We start from the raw sequence: 15,680 nt of genomic DNA, 5'->3' as shown, positions 1-15,680 counted from the left end.
TATGGGATTTCGTAATAGGTATTTAAGCAGTATTCTTCTCATCCTTATAGGTATTGTTGCGGGTACCTTATTCGCTTTTTATAGCTTCTACAGTCCTGTTGATGACCGGGCCGATGTTGCCGTTACGGAAGTAAAACACAGTTCTGAACCTTTATTTACAAGTGATCAGCTTGAAAAACTTGATGCCCGTTTCCTCTTTGAGCGTGTGGCTGAACGGGTGACGCCGACGGTCGTTTATATTACAACTACGGTTCCGCTTACTAGAAATGACATGCCGGATGATGAATTCCATGATGATGACAGCTTTTGGGGAGATATGATGCCCAAACGTGCTCGAACTGTAGGATCTGGGATCATTATAAGCAGTGATGGATACATCTTGACGAATAATCACGTTATCGATGGAGCCGTAAACAGTGAGATAGAGGTGGTTCTAAATGATAAGCGAGAATTAACGGGACGAATTGTCGGGCAGGATCCTACTACAGATTTGGCTGTTTTAAAAATTGATGCCCGAGGTCTACCTGCAATCACAATCGGTAATTCTGACGAGGTAGGTGTGGGGGAGTGGGTTCTTGCTATTGGCAATCCCTTTAGACTTCGATCAACTGTCACAGCAGGCATAGTGAGTGCGTTAAGTCGAGATGTACAGATTATTGATGATCAGATGCGAGTGGAGAGTTTTATCCAAACTGATGCTGCTATCAATAAGGGAAACAGTGGTGGCGCATTGGTTAATACCAGCGGTGAGCTAATCGGCGTAAATACGGCCATAGCTTCCCAAAGCGGTAGCTATCAAGGATATGGATTTGCTGTACCTTCTAACCTGGCATCAAAAGTTGCCGAAGATATTATTGAATATGGACATGTACGACGAGCCCTGCTTGGGGTGACGATCGTCAGTATTGATGCCAACCTAGCCGATCAGTTAAGTATGAGTACTATTCGAGGAGTATATATATCAGCTATATCGCCCGGCAGTGCAGCAGAAAAACACGGGTTACGTACCAACGATGTTATTTTAAGCGTGAATGGAGAAGAGGTTAATGAATCCAATCAGCTTCAGCAGAAGATAGCGGTGCTGAATCCCGGAGATATCGTGGAGCTTAAAATCTATCGTAATGGCAAGGAGATGAAAAAGCAGGTAGCGCTTGGAATGCTGGAGCGGGAGCAGGAAAAACTTGCTGACCATCAACAGACTCGCAGAGAAACAATTGAGCCTCAGCAAAAAGAGGGCGAAATAAATAACCAAGAAAAGGCTCAGGAAGTTGAGTTTGCCGTTTTTGAGTTGGGATTTCGGGTTATGGCTCTTTCTAATTTAGAACAGGAACAAGTCAAATTGATAGTGGTTGATGTGGTAAACGGATCGGATGCGGATCGTATGGGATTAGAAGAAGGTGATAAAATTTTAAGAGTTAATAACCATAAAGTTGAAGGTCTGCAATCTTTGAAGCATTTTATAGCGCAAAATTCTGGGTCTGTAGAAAATATTTCATTTGAAGTACAGGCTCAGGATGGAAACATAAAAACCATACAATCCAAATAGTTCAGGTGTTAGTTTGATGCGACGTATTATTTTATCAATTGCGATGTTAGGCTTCGTGGGATTTTTTATTTCTTGTTCAGCCCCCGGAGAAACGACCAAACAGCAAAGTCAGACTCAAAAAGAGGTATCAGATTATCCGTCTTGGTATCCTCAACAGGAATTTGTTTCTGGTGACGACAACCTTTTAGCTTACGCTACAGCTATTGATGGGGATTCAGCTGCTTCTATTGAAAAAGCGGAATCTTGGGCGGTAGAAAAGCTTAGATCCTCGATATCTGATAAACTCGAACAAATACGTTCTAAAGCAGTTATAGAGTATGGCAGTGAATCTGGATTAGACGATGCAAAATTTTTGATGGCACTTCGTAAGGTTAAAAATGCTGTTAATCCTCTGGTTGAATTAGGTAATACAGAAGCAAAAAGTGTTGAGGGATATAAGAGTGTACGTGGTTTCGCAGAGGTCAGAGTTCCGAAAGATGAGCTTATTGACCGTATTGGAAAACGATTAGCCGGACACGAAAAAGCCTGGAATGCGATGAAAGATTCGAAAGCATTTAGCAATTTTTAGATATTCAACAAATATAAGAAATAAAAAAGCCCGCAAAGTGTAAGTGACTTTGCGGGCTTTGGTTTTTCAAGGAGTGATCAGCTACATGTTAGCGATAATTTCTTCCCCAAATTCTGAACACTTAAGGAGCGTTGCGTCATCCATAAGGCGTTCAAAATCGTAGGTAACGCGCTTTTTCATGATCGAGCCCTCAATGCCTTTTTCGATGAGATCAGCCGCTTCACTCCATCCCATATATCGAAGCATAATGACCCCGGAAAGAATAAGCGAACCGGGATTCACTTTGTCCTGTCCGGTGTACTTAGGTGCAGTACCATGTGTGGCTTCAAATACGGCCAACCCGGTGTTATAATTGATGTTTGCTCCGGGTGCGATACCGATACCACCTACACAGGCAGCCAAAGCATCAGATACATAATCGCCGTTCAGGTTCATCGTAGCAATTACGTCATACTCATCGGGACGAGTAAGAATCTGCTGTAAGAATGCATCAGCAATCACATCTTTAATTACAATGCCGTTGGGCAACTTGCACCAGGGACCTTCACCGATTACTTCAGCATCATATTCTTCGCGAGCAACTTCATATCCCCAGTCCTTGAAGCTTCCTTCCGTAAACTTCATGATATTTCCTTTATGGACTAGTGTAACATTATCCCGTCCTTCAGATATGGCGTAATCAATGGCAGAACGAACCAGTCGTTTGGTACCTTCCTCAGAAATGGGCTTAATACCGAGAGAAGTGGTATCAGGGAAACGAATTTGATCGACGCCCATTTCATTGATAAGAAAGTCTTTCAGCTTTTTATTTTCAGGCGTTCCGGTCTGATATTCAATACCGGCATAAATATCTTCGGTGTTTTCACGGAAAATAACCATATCCGTTTTTTCGGGATGCTTAACCGGACTTGGAGTTCCTTTGTAATATTTAACCGGGCGCACGCAGGCGAATAGATCTTTTTTCTGACGAATAGCTACATTCAGTGAGCGAATTCCACCGCCAACAGGAGTAGTAAGTGGTCCTTTGATGGCAATTTTATAGTCTTCAATTGCGTTTAGCGTATCCTCGGGAAGCCATTCTCCTTCCCCATAAAAATCAACGGCCTTTTCTCCGGCATAAATTTCAAACCACTCAATTTTCTTTTTGCCGTTATAGGCCTTCTCAACAGCACTGTCCAGCACATTACGCATCGTCGGTGTTATATCGATCCCAATGCCGTCACCTTGTATAAAGGGGATAACAGGATTGTCGGGGACAACGAGTGAACCGTCAGCTTTTACTTCAACTTTAGTACCAGATTCGGGAGGTGTAATCTTCTCGTAACTCATGAATTTTGGAATAATTTTCGAATTAAATTTGGAAAATAAGTATAGTAAAAAAAATCGCCATCTGCATGCAATCAGTAGCAGGGGAATTGATAAAAATTGAGTGAAATTCTCATTATATTGGGCTTTGAGAATACAAAGTCAGTAAAGTTAAGGAGTCTGTTATGATAAGAGGCATGTTTGATTACCGGCCCAAAAATAAAAAATTTAAATACAAGTACCGGTACTATGATCCCGAGAAAGAGTTAAGCCGTCGCGAACGAATTAAAATTCGACGGAGCCACAAGAAATACCACCAGGGACGATCAGTTATGCTATATGCCTTAGGATTAGCGCTTGTCATTTACATCATGTATTTACTGTAATCCTTTATTCGGCTCATTACATTTTTTATATCCAGAGTCAGAATTTTGTATTATCCCGCCAATTCAAAAACAATAAAAGACGTACAGACATTTGAGTCAGGAAACGGAATCCGAACAATCTATCATACGAGAACTCCCTCCCGAAATTTCCAACAAAATTGCCGCCGGTGAGGTTATTCAACGGCCCAGCTCGGTGGTTAAAGAACTGCTGGATAATGCCATTGATGCCGGCGCCGATCATCTGAAAATTGTTATTCAAAACGCGGGGCGCACGCTTATCCAAGTGGTTGATAATGGTAGCGGAATGGGGAGAGAGGATATTCGGCTATGTTTTGAACAACATGCCACATCTAAAATTCAGGATGTAGACGACCTGTTTAAAGTTCGAACATTGGGTTTTCGCGGTGAGGCTATGGCTTCTATCGCTTCTGTGTCGCAGGTGGTCCTCAAGACCAAGCGCCCCGGCGACGAAATGGGGTGGAAATATGAAATCTGGGGGGGAGAGGAAAAATCATTTGAACCGGCTGCCGTAGAAAGCGGTACTTCAGTCGCCGTCCGAAACCTCTTCTATAATGTTCGGGCACGCCGGCAGTTTTTAAAGACCGATGCTACCGAGTTTCGGCATATCTTAAAAACGGTTCAACAGGCTGCTCTTGCTAACCCTGATTTGGGTTTTGAGCTTATTGCTGACACTGATACCATTTACGATCTGCCCAAAGAGCAAAATATCAAAGATCGGATCACCGACATGTTTGGCAAAAGCTACAAGGCCAGCCTGATTCACTTTAGGGAAGAGACTAGCTATTTGACCGTACATGGGGTGCTGGCAGATCCCAAGCTTACGAAACGAAGTCGAGGTGAGCAGTTTATTTTTGTTAACGGACGTCCGATTCAGCATCGTTATCTTACTCATATCATTTTAAATATTTATGACGCTTGGACCGGAGAAAAGGATTACCCCTTCTACGCTATATTTTTGGAGGTTGATCCCAAGCAGGTGGACGTGAATGTGCATCCTGCAAAAGAAGAGGTCAAATTTGAGGATGAACGCAGTGTCATAAAGTTGACGAAGTCAGTCGTAAAAAAAGCACTGCATGAAGAGTTTATGGTTCCCGATGTGCCGGATAGGGATGATGAGACCAGTTTCTCCTCTTCGAAGGGGTTTTCTTCCGATTTCAGTTTTGGCGGAGCAAAAAATACACAGCAAAACAGTGGTAAGAAGGATCCGGTAAAATTCCCGTCGCGTATAAATTTTGATCGACCGAAATCACAGCGGGGCGATCAGAATAACTTCTCGAAGCAGCTGTATGATTTTGATGAAGCTGATAGAAAGGAGCAGGAAGAGTCTGAGCAAGGCAATCGTCCGCAACGTATGCGCGATCGTGGCTTCTGGCAGCTACACGACCGATATATTTTAACGCAGACGCGTTCCGGCCTCTGTATGATTGATCAGCACGCCGCCCACAAGCGTATCATTTTTGAAAAGGCATTGAGTGCCACAGAAGCTGCTATTCCAAGTACTCAGCAGCTACTTTTTGCTCAGACTATCGAGTTTTCTGCATCAGAGTTTTCGCTTCTTGAGGAATTGCATCCCATCATCCAGCGCATGGGCTTTAATATTCAGTTGATGAGTGGTAATACAGCCATGATCAGCGGAGTGCCTGCAGATATCGATGTGGGAGATGAGCAGTCGGTTTTGAAATCCATGTTGCAACAGTATCGCGAGCTCGACGGCAAGTTTGAATTTGATGAGCGTAGAAAGCTGGCTATTGCCTTTGCTTCAAAGACAGCCATCCCCAAAGGAAAAAAACTATCCGATATGGAGATGGAAAACCTGCTCGATCAGCTTTTTGCCTGTGACGAGCCGTATAATGACCCACTGAATAAACCGACGTTGGAATACATACCGCTCGAGGATATTGAAGCACGCTTTCGTTAAATATCGAAAAGTGGTGTTAATTTACTTTACCGTGTCATCCTGTTTTTTTCAGGATCTAAACAATTTAATATTAGAACTCATTTAACAGATTATTTGAGTTCATAAAATATTTATTGAATGAACATTCTGGCTGTAGAACCGTTTTTTAGCGGTTCCCATAAAGCATTTTTAAAGGGATTGGAAAAATATTCCCGGCACAATATCATCCCGATCAACCTTAGCTATAAGGGACGAAAGTGGCGAATGCACGGCAATTCGGTGGTGCTGGCCGGAATGACTCAGGAGGTTGAAAAAGAGATTGATCTGCTGTTGGTCAGCAGTATGACAAACCTACCGGCTTTTCTGTCACTGACTAATCCTCGCTTTGCTGAGATTCCCAAAGTAATGTACATGCATGAAAATCAGTTTACCCAGCCGATGCCCGAAGGAGAGGAGCGCGATCAAACCTACTGCTACCTCAACTATTTAAGCATGCTTTCGGCGGATCGACTGATTTTTTCGTCTGAATTCCACCGTAATGATTTTCTGAAAGCACTACCTGAATTTTTGGAAAACTATCCCGATGATAAATATTATTATCCGGTTGACAAGATCGCGGATAAGAGTATTGTGCTATATCCCGGACTCGATTTAAAACGCTTTGATGCTCAGCCCGATCAGCGAAAGGAAAACGACAATCCGGTGATTGTTTGGAATCAGCGCTGGCAGTTCGATCGCAATCCCGCCATGTTTTTTCGAGTGCTAAACCGCTTAAATGATATTGATCTTACCTTCGATCTGATTCTGGCGGGCGATACCCAGCATGAAAAACCCGAAGAGTTTGAAAAGGCTTGGGAACGATACGGCCGGCATATTACCCATTTCGGCTATGTTGAGGATCGCGAAAACTATAGCAGGCTCCTCCATAGTGGTGATATTGTCGTTTCAACGGCCACCTACGAATTTTTCTGTGTAGCGATCATGGAAGCTATTTATTGTGGTTGTCATCCATTAGTACCTAACCGGCTCCATTACCCCGAACTAATTCCCGAGAGTCTGCACAAACCGTTGTTGCATGCACCCGTTTTGTATGACACCGAGGACGATCTTTTTCATTATCTCAAAGATCTGTTGACAGAAGAATCAAAACCGCTTCCCAAAGCTTCCCTTCAAAACATTAACAAACATCTCGACTGGTCAGAGCGCATTGACACTTTTGATGCGATGTTCGAGGATTGCTTGGGTCTGGATATTTCTTCGGCTTTGTCTTGATTTTCTGATCTATTTATGTCATTCCTCTCTACCGTATTTGCAGCCAAATTCATTTTTTTTAGATTTTAGCTGAAATTAATTTATCAACAATTCCTAAAGATAAAGTATTTACAGTACAAACAGTTAAGGAGATCATGCTAAGATTCTATAATTATTAATCCCAAAAAGTTATTGGAAAATTACTATGCGTATCAAGAGAATATTATTAGGGATTAGTTTTGCTTTATTATTAGCAATTTTTGCTATCTCATGTGAAACAAAGTCAGGCGATTCTGATAGGGAACGTCAACAAACGGTTAATGATATTGGTCAGCGTGCTGTTACAGATACAACGAATATGGATAAAATACAGGGCGTGCCTATTTTTCAAGCTCCCGGTGCCCAGATCGATCGGGATAAAGTAACTGCCATGCTGAATGAAGAACAGTTATCTTTTAAGGAGATTACCAATCCAGACGCGACAAAAGAAGAGATGAAGGAAAGCATCGAGCAACTGAGCACTTTGCTCAATACTGATCGCGTTGGCAAGGATGCGGAGCTGGAATACGTTGTACATAATATTCTTGGCAGTACCTATCTAAGACTATATCAGAAAACAGAGGAGGCTGAGTATTTGGATCAAGCTGAAAAACATCTGGATACCGCTATTTCCATATTCGAAGATCAGCCGGAGTATAAAGCGGATCTTGTTGATGCCTACACCGGAAAATTAGCGGTATATTCCTTAAGAGGAGAACAGGAAAAGATTACTCCTTTGTTAAAAGAACTAATTGAAGAATTTCAAAATATCGGATATGGCCTGTACAAAAACTGGTTTGCCAGTCGCCAGATTGAGAAAATGTACCATATGATACGAATGGACTCCCTGACTGCTCAAGAGGTGCAGGAAACAGTGGATTATCTGACCAAGATTTCTGAAGAATATAAGAATGAGGTGGGTATCACTGCTCAAATGGTTCTGGCTAATCATTATGCTACAAAAGGTGAACAGCAGAAGGTGAACCGTCTTATGGATTCCATAAAGCAAAGACTGAAATCGTTAGACAATGCAACCTTTAAAGAACAAAAATGGAAGCGGTATCGAACGCAAATTAAAAGCGCACAACAGAGAGGAGATCAAAGTTTCAGTAAAGCAGATCGCGACACGCTATTTTATGAAATAAGTTCGGAAATGATTGATCAGGCAGTTCAAAGCCAAGGAGACAGAGATCAGCCATTATATTATGTAGATGTACAGCTGAAACAGGATTATCATTCGGAGTTTGCTCAGAAAACCACTGATAATATCGGCAACTGCCTGGCCATAGTTCATGATGGTGAAGTTATATCTTCTTCATTCCCGAGGATACAAACCGGAATTTCCAGCGGACATTTTTCTTTAGGTCCTTATGAGAAGCAAGAAGAGGCTAAAAAAGTTCTCCGTCGGATTACGGATGCCGACTAATAGCACGAATCAGTATGTAAGGAGTTGCTCCAGTTTCTCTTTCAGTCGATCTTTCGCCAGGTAATGTTTCTCCAGCTTCGGACTAAAGGGCACAGGCATATCCAGCGAAGAACAGCGCATTACGGGAGCATCTAACTCTTCGAAGCATTTTTCGGTTATAAGGGAAGAAAGCTCACTCATAGGCCCGAGTGTTGTAGATGGCTCTTGAAGAAGCAGTACTTTATTTGTTTTGGCCACCGATTGTTTAACCGTTTCCATATCCAGCGGAACCAAGCATCGAAGATCAACGATTTCAATTTCGGTTCCTTGGTCTGCATACGTGTCCGCAATTTCTTGTGCCCAGTGGACGCCCATTCCATAAGTGATAATGGTGGCCTCGGTTCCTTCATGGACTATGTTCGCTTCACCAAGTTCTTCGGCAACACACTGATCGGGTGTTGTGGAACGGATGCTTCGATAGAGTTTTTTATGCTCGAAAAAGAGCACTGGATTGGGATCATGGAGGGCACTATAAAGTAGGTTTTGTGCGTCTTCAGCCGACGAAGGAATCACGATCTTAAGCCCCGGATGCTGCATAAACCAGCCTTCGGGGGATTGAGAGTGGAACGGTCCCGCTCCGACGCCTGCCCCGTGCGGAGCACGAATAGTAATGTTGATGGGCGGCATCCAACGATATTGGCCCTTGGAAATATTGTTGATGATCTGGTTAAATCCGCAGGAAATGAAATCGGCAAACTGCATTTCGGCTACAGGTTTAAACCCTTCCAATGCCAATCCCAGGGCGCAGCCCAAAGCACCGGCTTCGATAATGGGCGTGTTTCGAATGCGTTCTTTTCCAAACTGATCTACAAAATCCTCAGTGATTTTAAACACGCCGCCGTATTCGGCGATATCCTGACCCATAATCACAAATTTGTCATCCTCCTCGAAGGCCTGCCGCAGCGAGAATTGAATGGCATCCACAAAGCGCTTTTCAGAGGCGGAGTTTTCTTTATCAGGTCTTTCAGGCAATGTTACCGGAGAAAATAATCGATCTTTTTCCGTTTTGTGATCAAAAACAGGCTCATCAGCCTTAAGTGCACGTTCCAATTCAGGTAAGAAATGCTCGTCAATCTCATCTTGAATATTATCCAGCTCCTTATTATCCGAAACAATTTCTTCGTATTTGAGCCATTGTGCAAAGCGATCAATGGGATCTTTTTTGTCCCATTTTTCAAACTTCTCATCGGGGACGTAAAACGTACCTGAGGCTTCCTCATGCCCCCGCATACGGAAGGTTTTGGCTTCAATAAAAGTAGGCCCTTCTCTTAGTGCATGTTCTTTGGCTTCAGATACGGCATCCATCACTGCAAAAACGTCATTACCGTCGATTTTAACGCCTCGCATGCCGTAGCCTTGAGCACGATCTACTAAATCCTCACAAGCATATTGCTCGCTGGTAGGAGTGGAGAGTCCGTAGCCGTTGTTTTCAATTACAAAAATGACCGGAAGCTCCCAGACGGCGGCCAGATTTAACGCCTCATGAAATTCTCCTTCACTGGTTGCCCCATCCCCACAAAAGCTTGCGGCAATAAAGTTTTCATCGCGCAGCTTAGCAGCCAAGGCTAAACCATCGGCAACCGGCATGGTGGCAGCAAGGTGAGAAATCATGCCGGCAATTCGTTTTTCGGGTACACCAAAATGAAACGAGCGGTCACGTCCGCCCGTAAAGCCGTCCACTTTGCCTAAAAGTTGACAAAACAGGGTGTACAGATCTACGCCGCGAGTGGTAAAGAGTCCCAGATTTCGGTGCATGGGCAGCAGGTAGTCCTCATCAGAAAGGGCGGATGTAACACCCACCGAAATGGCTTCCTGACCCATGCCGGAAAACCATTTGCTGATTTTGTTTTGACGCAGCAGATTGAGCATGCGTTCCTCGATACGACGGGGAAGAAGCAGGTTTTTATAAAGAGTAAGGGCTTCAGATTCAGTAATTTGTTTCTGTGGTTCAATCATTAAGTTTTTGGGGAAATATCTACATTGTTAACTGATATTTTAAAGGCCTAACATGCAGCAGTTAAAGTATAATTGCAACTGACTAACTAAATTTTTTCAAAGCTTGGTTAAAAGTTAATCATGGTTGTTGCTTTTGGGTAACTTTCTGTATTCTCTGTGCAATTCAACACATAATCATTATATCTGAATCACTTGTATAAAGTTAAAGACAGACTCCCTTATATCTATGTGTTCTTGGGTGCTGCACTCTGGGGAATCATCGGACTTTTCGTTGATGAGTTGTTCCAAGCGGGTTTTTCGTCGCTTCAGATTGTTACATTGCGCGTAGTAAGTGCTTCGGTGATGCTTCTCGTATTCGTAGCAATCACAAATGCTGAGCTTCTTAAAATTAATTTGCGTGATACAATGAGCTTTGTGGGTACGGGTATTTTCAGCACTGTCTTTTTTAGCTGGGCTTATTTTACGGCTATCGAAGAAGCCTCATTATCTATTGCCGTAATCTTGTTGTATACCGGACCTGCTTTTGTGGTGATTCTATCCCGTATCTTTTTTGGCGAACCAATAACATCACGAAAATTAGGGGCGCTTGCGCTAACACTGTTGGGATGTGTGCTCGTCATAAAAGTATTTCCCGTTACCGCTGATCGTATTTCGTGGTACGGTATTATTGTGGGATTGGGATCTGGGTTCGGTTATGCGCTTTACAGTATCTTTGGCAAGCATGCGCTTAAAAAATATCATCCTCTTACCGTTATAGTGTATACTTTTGTTTTTGCTTCGGTTGTGATGTTGCCTGTGAGCGGGATAACGATTTCTATGACTGATCTGCAATCTTCTCATGTATGGATAACTATACTAGGGCTTGGATTTTTGCCAACTGCTTTGGCGTACTACCTTTATACGATGGGACTCTCGATGATAGAAAGTGGGCGGGCATCCATAGCAGCAACGATCGAACCTTTGGTTGCTACTTTACTGGGTGTTTTTGTATTTAGCGAGGTGTTAACTGCTTTTCAAGTTGTGGGAATGCTTTTAGTGCTGGCGGCCGTTGTGTTGATACAGTTTAAAAATGCAGCTTCGCTCAGATAATGATTTTTAAAGCACAAAATTAATCAGAAATCTTTTATTGAAATCATGGATAAACAAAAAAGGTCAACCTGGGCCTGGACAAGCTTGGGATTCGGTATTGCAGCAGCGTTGGTATTAGTTTTTTCGGGATACGGCTATCAGTGGAATTGGTGGGGACTGGGTACCGCATTTACCTGGCTGCTGCCCGGAAGCGGCATACTGGCTCTGATCGGATTTTCGCTGGCGCTGTTTTTTGGGTTCACGCGTCGCAACAATCCGGAAGTGAGTGGTGTAGGTATTACGTTTGTTGGAGTGATTTTGAGTATAGCTGTGATGGGGACGCTTGGCTACTGGTTTACTGAAGCCCAAAAGTATCCCCCTATACACGATATCAGTACAAATATTGAGAATCCGCCCCAGTTCCGTAACATCGTGCCATTGAGGGCAAACGCGCCTAATGACACTACCTATGGAGATCAGGAAAAAGCAGATCTCCAGCGAGAAGCCTATCCCGATGTTGAAACACTATATTTGGATCAGGAGTATGGAGAGGTTTTTGATCGTGCGCTTGCCGCCGCAGAAGATATGCCTTGGGAAGAGATTGTCACTAAAGATAAAGATAGTGGAATAATTGAAGCTTACGACAAGTTACCTTGGTTTGGGTTTATTGATGATGTGGTAATCCAGATAGATACGGCTGATACAGCTGGTCGTACCAAAATTGATATGCGGTCTGTTTCGCGCATTGGTCGAAGTGATATCGGGGTCAACGCAGAGCGTATCAGGGATTATTTAAATACCGTCAAAGATTAGTGATAGCCACTACTTAAAATTTAGGTTCATGGATTTATATATTACCATATAATTGTGTGAGGCAGTGTCCTTTGGTGTTTACTTTTGTACCGTTTTTTCGGTTTTTGCTATCACTTAGAAATTAGGCAGATACCCGATCAAGCGAGGCATAGATGCTCACATTTTATTACGGTACCGAATTGGAAAACCTGGCCGACCGGCTGTTTGATAAACTGGATAAAAATCCGCCTTCAAACCTGCTGGCAGAAGAAGTATTTGTGGTACAGAATCATGGTATTGGCCAGTGGCTGTCGTTGCGGATGGCCGAAAAAAAGGGAATAGCAGCCAATCTTACCTTTGAGTTTCCCTCGGAGCGTATCTGGAGTCTGATTAGATTACTGGATGATAATATTCCCCAAACGTTACCTTCTGATCGTGGACCGATGACCTGGACGCTGATGGAACGCTTTGAGGATAAGCAGTTCCTGAATCAGTTTGAAAATTTGCGTCATTATATCAAAGAGGAAGATCCTGATAAGCGTTCGATGCGCAGCTGGAAGCTGGCCTCCAAAATTGCTGATGTCTTTGATCAATACCTCATTTATCGTCCACAAATGATACTGGACTGGGAACAGCACAAGCTACATACTAAAAATTTAGAAGCCGAGAAGTGGCAGTCTGCACTTTGGAGGAGATTGGTGAGTCACTGGAGGGAAAATTATGAGGGAAAGTATCTGCATCGAGCCGAATTACAAGAACGACTTTGGAGAGCGATTGATGAAGATCGTTTACCGACCGATCAGCTTCCCGATCGTATCACGGTGTTTGGCGTTTCGTCTGTTTCTCCGGCATTTCTTAAAACGATGACCAAACTCTCAAAACTGACGGAGGTCCATTTTTATCATCTTGCTGTGGATCCCCGTATTACAGAAACCGGAAAGTTTAATAATCCGTTACTACAGTCGATGGGACAGGAAGGAACTACATTTATGTCCTTGTTTTCAAGCTATACAGATGTAGATATTGTTTCTGTTGAGGAGGCAGAGCAATCTGCACATTCGTTATTTTCGGCTGTAACCTCAGACTTAGTAAATGATAACTCGTTATCGGGGCGTCAATTAGCAATACCGGTTGAAGATAAATCGATACAGGTTCACAACTGCCATAGCCCCATGCGGGAGGTAGAAGTCCTTTATGATCAGCTGCTGTCCCTCCTTGATGATAATCCAAAGCTAACCCCTGATGAGATTCTCATCATGACGCCTGACATTGACACCTATGCACCCTTTATTGAGGCTGTGCTTTCTGCTCCTGATAATGGTCAGCCGGAAATCCCCTACGCAATTGCAGATCGCGGGGTCGGAGCCCAACAGCCTGCTGCTGAAACCTTTTTGAAAGTAATGGAGCTCAGTATGAGTCGGTTTAAAGTTACAGATGTGCTTGATCTGCTTGATAGCGATCCTATACTGGAGACCTTTGGATTTACTGACGATGAGTTGAATCGCATTGAGCAGTGGGTGGGAGACAATAATATTAGGTGGGGGATAGATGGCAATGACAAAAAGGATTTGGATCTTCCCCCGAGCGATCATTTTACGTGGCGAGCAGGGTTGCGACGTATTCTTCTGGGATATGCGATGTATTCATCAGATGACCAGCTCTATGACGACATTTATGCCTACCGGGAAGTGGAGACCTCCGATGATGCATCTTTGGCCGGCAAAATGTCACTTTTTCTCAATCAGCTTTTTTCTATTGCCAATCGCACAGATACTCCCAGAACTCCGGGAGAATGGAAAGAAATATTGAATCAGATCACGGATACTTTTATTCCGGGTAATCGCGATTATTTCTGGGAACTATCTAACATTAGGAAAGGAATTAACAAGTTAACAGAATATGCAGCTTTAGCCGGTTATGATCATAAAGTTCCCTTTTCTGTTGTACGTCACTGGCTGGCTGAACAATTACAGCAACAATCCACCGGTGGCGGACGTATTGGTCGTGGAGTTACATTCAGTTCGCTGATGCCAATGCGGAGTATCCCATTTAAAGTTATTGGCATGATTGGGATGAACGAAGGAGCTTTTCCCCGTTCTAAGATTCCTATAGAATTTGATCTGATGCACCTTGAAACGCAGGTTGGAGATCCGGTTCAGTCTGAACAGGATCGTTACTTATTTTTAGAGAATCTGCTTTCGGCCCGACAAGGAATTTACTTCAGCTATGTAGGACAGAGTAATCGTCAAGATACTGATTTTCCTCCTTCTGTAGTACTTCGGGAATTCATTGATCATTTGGAAGAATACTATGGTATATCATCAGACGATCTTGTTACAAAGCATCGTTTGCAAGCATTTAGTCCGGCCTACTTTAAAGACGATGCCTACTTTAGCTATTCCCAAACCCGCAAGAATATCGCGATGGAGATAGAATCATCCGAGAAGAAAGGCGTTGACTTTTTTGCCCATGCCTTGCCCGAACCCAAAGAGGAGTGGAAACAGCTTTCGATATCAGATTTAATTTCATTTTTTCAGCATCCGTCAAAATATTTGCTACGGAATCGATTGGGCATAAATCTGCGAGACCAAGATGTTCTGACTGATGAGCGCGAGCCTTTTGAGTTGGATAATCTCTCGGGGTATCAGGTAAAACAGGAATTGCTGGATCGTTTTCTGAAAGAACAATCGCTCGCAGAGTATCGCAAAGTGATGCAATCGCGAGATATGCTGCCCGAGGGATGGAGTGGAGAGCAAGAATATGAGAAAAAAGCCCAAGAGGTACGTGCGTTTGGGGAGGAGATACAGCGTCGCCTTCAGGACCAATCTTTGGATGATATTGATGTCGATATTGAAATCAATGGATTTAGAATAGTGGGGAAGCTGAAGAATATCTATCAAGGGGCACAAATGGACTATCGCTTTGGAAAAGCAAAAGCAAAATACCGCACTGCTTTCTGGATTCGGCACGTACTTTTTCAGCTTTCAAAACCCGATGTGCATTCCGGTCGCAGTAAGTATTTCAGTTGGGATAACGGTTCTTTCGAGCAAATAAGTCTGCCCGCTTGTGAGGAGGCCCAAACGATACTTGCAGATCTGTTGGACTTATACAGCCAAGGGTTAGCGAAGCCCATCCAATTGTATTGCAAGTCGTCGTATGCATTTTCAGAAACAGTTTACAAAGAGGGAAAGACTATTGAAGAAGGTATTCGGAATGCAGAAAAAGAATGGGATCCCAGTTGGGACGGTGCTCCAGCCGAAAAAGATGATGCCTATTATAAGTTGGTGACGGGCGGGAAAGATCCTTTTGGTCAAGAATTTAATGAGATCGCCCAAAGAGTATGGGCTCCGTTTTTTGAGGTTTTAGATCAGCAGGAGGGGTAAGGT

General features: G+C 43.3%; 11 protein-coding genes. 9 read left to right on the top strand and 2 right to left on the bottom strand.

All coding sequences use genetic code 11. The features are described 5' to 3' along the window. The first annotated feature begins 1 nt into the window (after position 1). Positions 2 to 1,546, top strand: coding sequence for a trypsin-like peptidase domain-containing protein (locus ACT3IB_RS03095; protein ID WP_491537558.1), 1,545 nt, complete (start codon positions 2 to 4; stop codon positions 1,544 to 1,546). Between the two features lie 16 nt (positions 1,547 to 1,562). Beyond that, on the top strand, positions 1,563 to 2,114 hold the full coding sequence (locus ACT3IB_RS03090) for a hypothetical protein (protein ID WP_491537557.1): 552 nt from the start codon (positions 1,563 to 1,565) through the stop codon (positions 2,112 to 2,114). An 81-nt stretch (positions 2,115 to 2,195) separates the two neighbouring features. Here the strand turns inward: ACT3IB_RS03090 and icd are convergent, their stop codons facing one another. After that, positions 2,196 to 3,443 carry an NADP-dependent isocitrate dehydrogenase gene (gene icd, locus ACT3IB_RS03085; RefSeq protein WP_491537556.1) on the bottom strand — a complete coding sequence of 416 codons (1,248 nt, stop codon included), beginning with the start codon at positions 3,441 to 3,443 and terminating at the stop codon, positions 2,196 to 2,198. A gap of 161 nt (positions 3,444 to 3,604) precedes the next feature. Here icd and ACT3IB_RS03080 point away from each other — a divergent pair, with 161 nt between their 5' ends. From ACT3IB_RS03080 to ACT3IB_RS03065, 4 genes are all read left to right on the top strand, one after another. Continuing rightward, complete coding sequence (locus ACT3IB_RS03080; RefSeq protein ID WP_491537555.1) at positions 3,605 to 3,805, top strand: hypothetical protein; 201 nt, start codon at positions 3,605 to 3,607, stop codon at positions 3,803 to 3,805. A 91-nt stretch (positions 3,806 to 3,896) separates the two neighbouring features. Then, positions 3,897 to 5,744, top strand: coding sequence for a DNA mismatch repair endonuclease MutL (mutL, locus tag ACT3IB_RS03075; RefSeq protein ID WP_491537554.1), 1,848 nt, complete (start codon positions 3,897 to 3,899; stop codon positions 5,742 to 5,744). A 117-nt stretch (positions 5,745 to 5,861) separates the two neighbouring features. Beyond that, positions 5,862 to 6,995 carry a tRNA-queuosine alpha-mannosyltransferase domain-containing protein gene (locus ACT3IB_RS03070; RefSeq protein WP_491537553.1) on the top strand — a complete coding sequence of 378 codons (1,134 nt, stop codon included), beginning with the start codon at positions 5,862 to 5,864 and terminating at the stop codon, positions 6,993 to 6,995. 184 nt (positions 6,996 to 7,179) lie between these two features. Then, complete coding sequence (locus ACT3IB_RS03065) at positions 7,180 to 8,439, top strand: SecDF P1 head subdomain-containing protein (protein ID WP_491537552.1); 1,260 nt, start codon at positions 7,180 to 7,182, stop codon at positions 8,437 to 8,439. 9 nt (positions 8,440 to 8,448) lie between these two features. On the opposite strand, the gene ACT3IB_RS03060 is transcribed toward ACT3IB_RS03065, so the two are convergent. Continuing rightward, the gene (locus ACT3IB_RS03060) at positions 8,449 to 10,434 is read right to left on the bottom strand and encodes an alpha-ketoacid dehydrogenase subunit alpha/beta (RefSeq protein ID WP_491537551.1); all 1,986 of its coding nucleotides are present in this window, start codon (positions 10,432 to 10,434) and stop codon (positions 8,449 to 8,451) included. Positions 10,435 to 10,626: 192 nt separating this feature from the next. Here ACT3IB_RS03060 and ACT3IB_RS03055 point away from each other — a divergent pair, with 192 nt between their 5' ends. The 3 genes from ACT3IB_RS03055 (at position 10,627) to recC (ending at position 15,677) form a co-directional block, all read left to right on the top strand. Further along, positions 10,627 to 11,523, top strand: a complete 897-nt coding sequence (locus tag ACT3IB_RS03055) for an EamA family transporter (RefSeq protein ID WP_491537550.1) — start codon at positions 10,627 to 10,629, stop codon at positions 11,521 to 11,523. Positions 11,524 to 11,568: 45 nt separating this feature from the next. After that, a complete protein-coding gene (locus ACT3IB_RS03050) occupies positions 11,569 to 12,315 on the top strand; it encodes a DUF1499 domain-containing protein (protein ID WP_491537549.1) in 747 nt (248 codons plus the stop codon). 152 nt (positions 12,316 to 12,467) lie between these two features. After that, positions 12,468 to 15,677, top strand: coding sequence for an exodeoxyribonuclease V subunit gamma (gene recC, locus ACT3IB_RS03045; protein WP_491537548.1), 3,210 nt, complete (start codon positions 12,468 to 12,470; stop codon positions 15,675 to 15,677). Positions 15,678 to 15,680: the final 3 nt, after the last annotated feature.

The organism is Fodinibius sp. GM21 (genome assembly GCF_058386955.1).
Note: the sequence above shows the minus strand (reverse complement) of the source record. Positions and strands in the feature narration are given on the sequence as shown.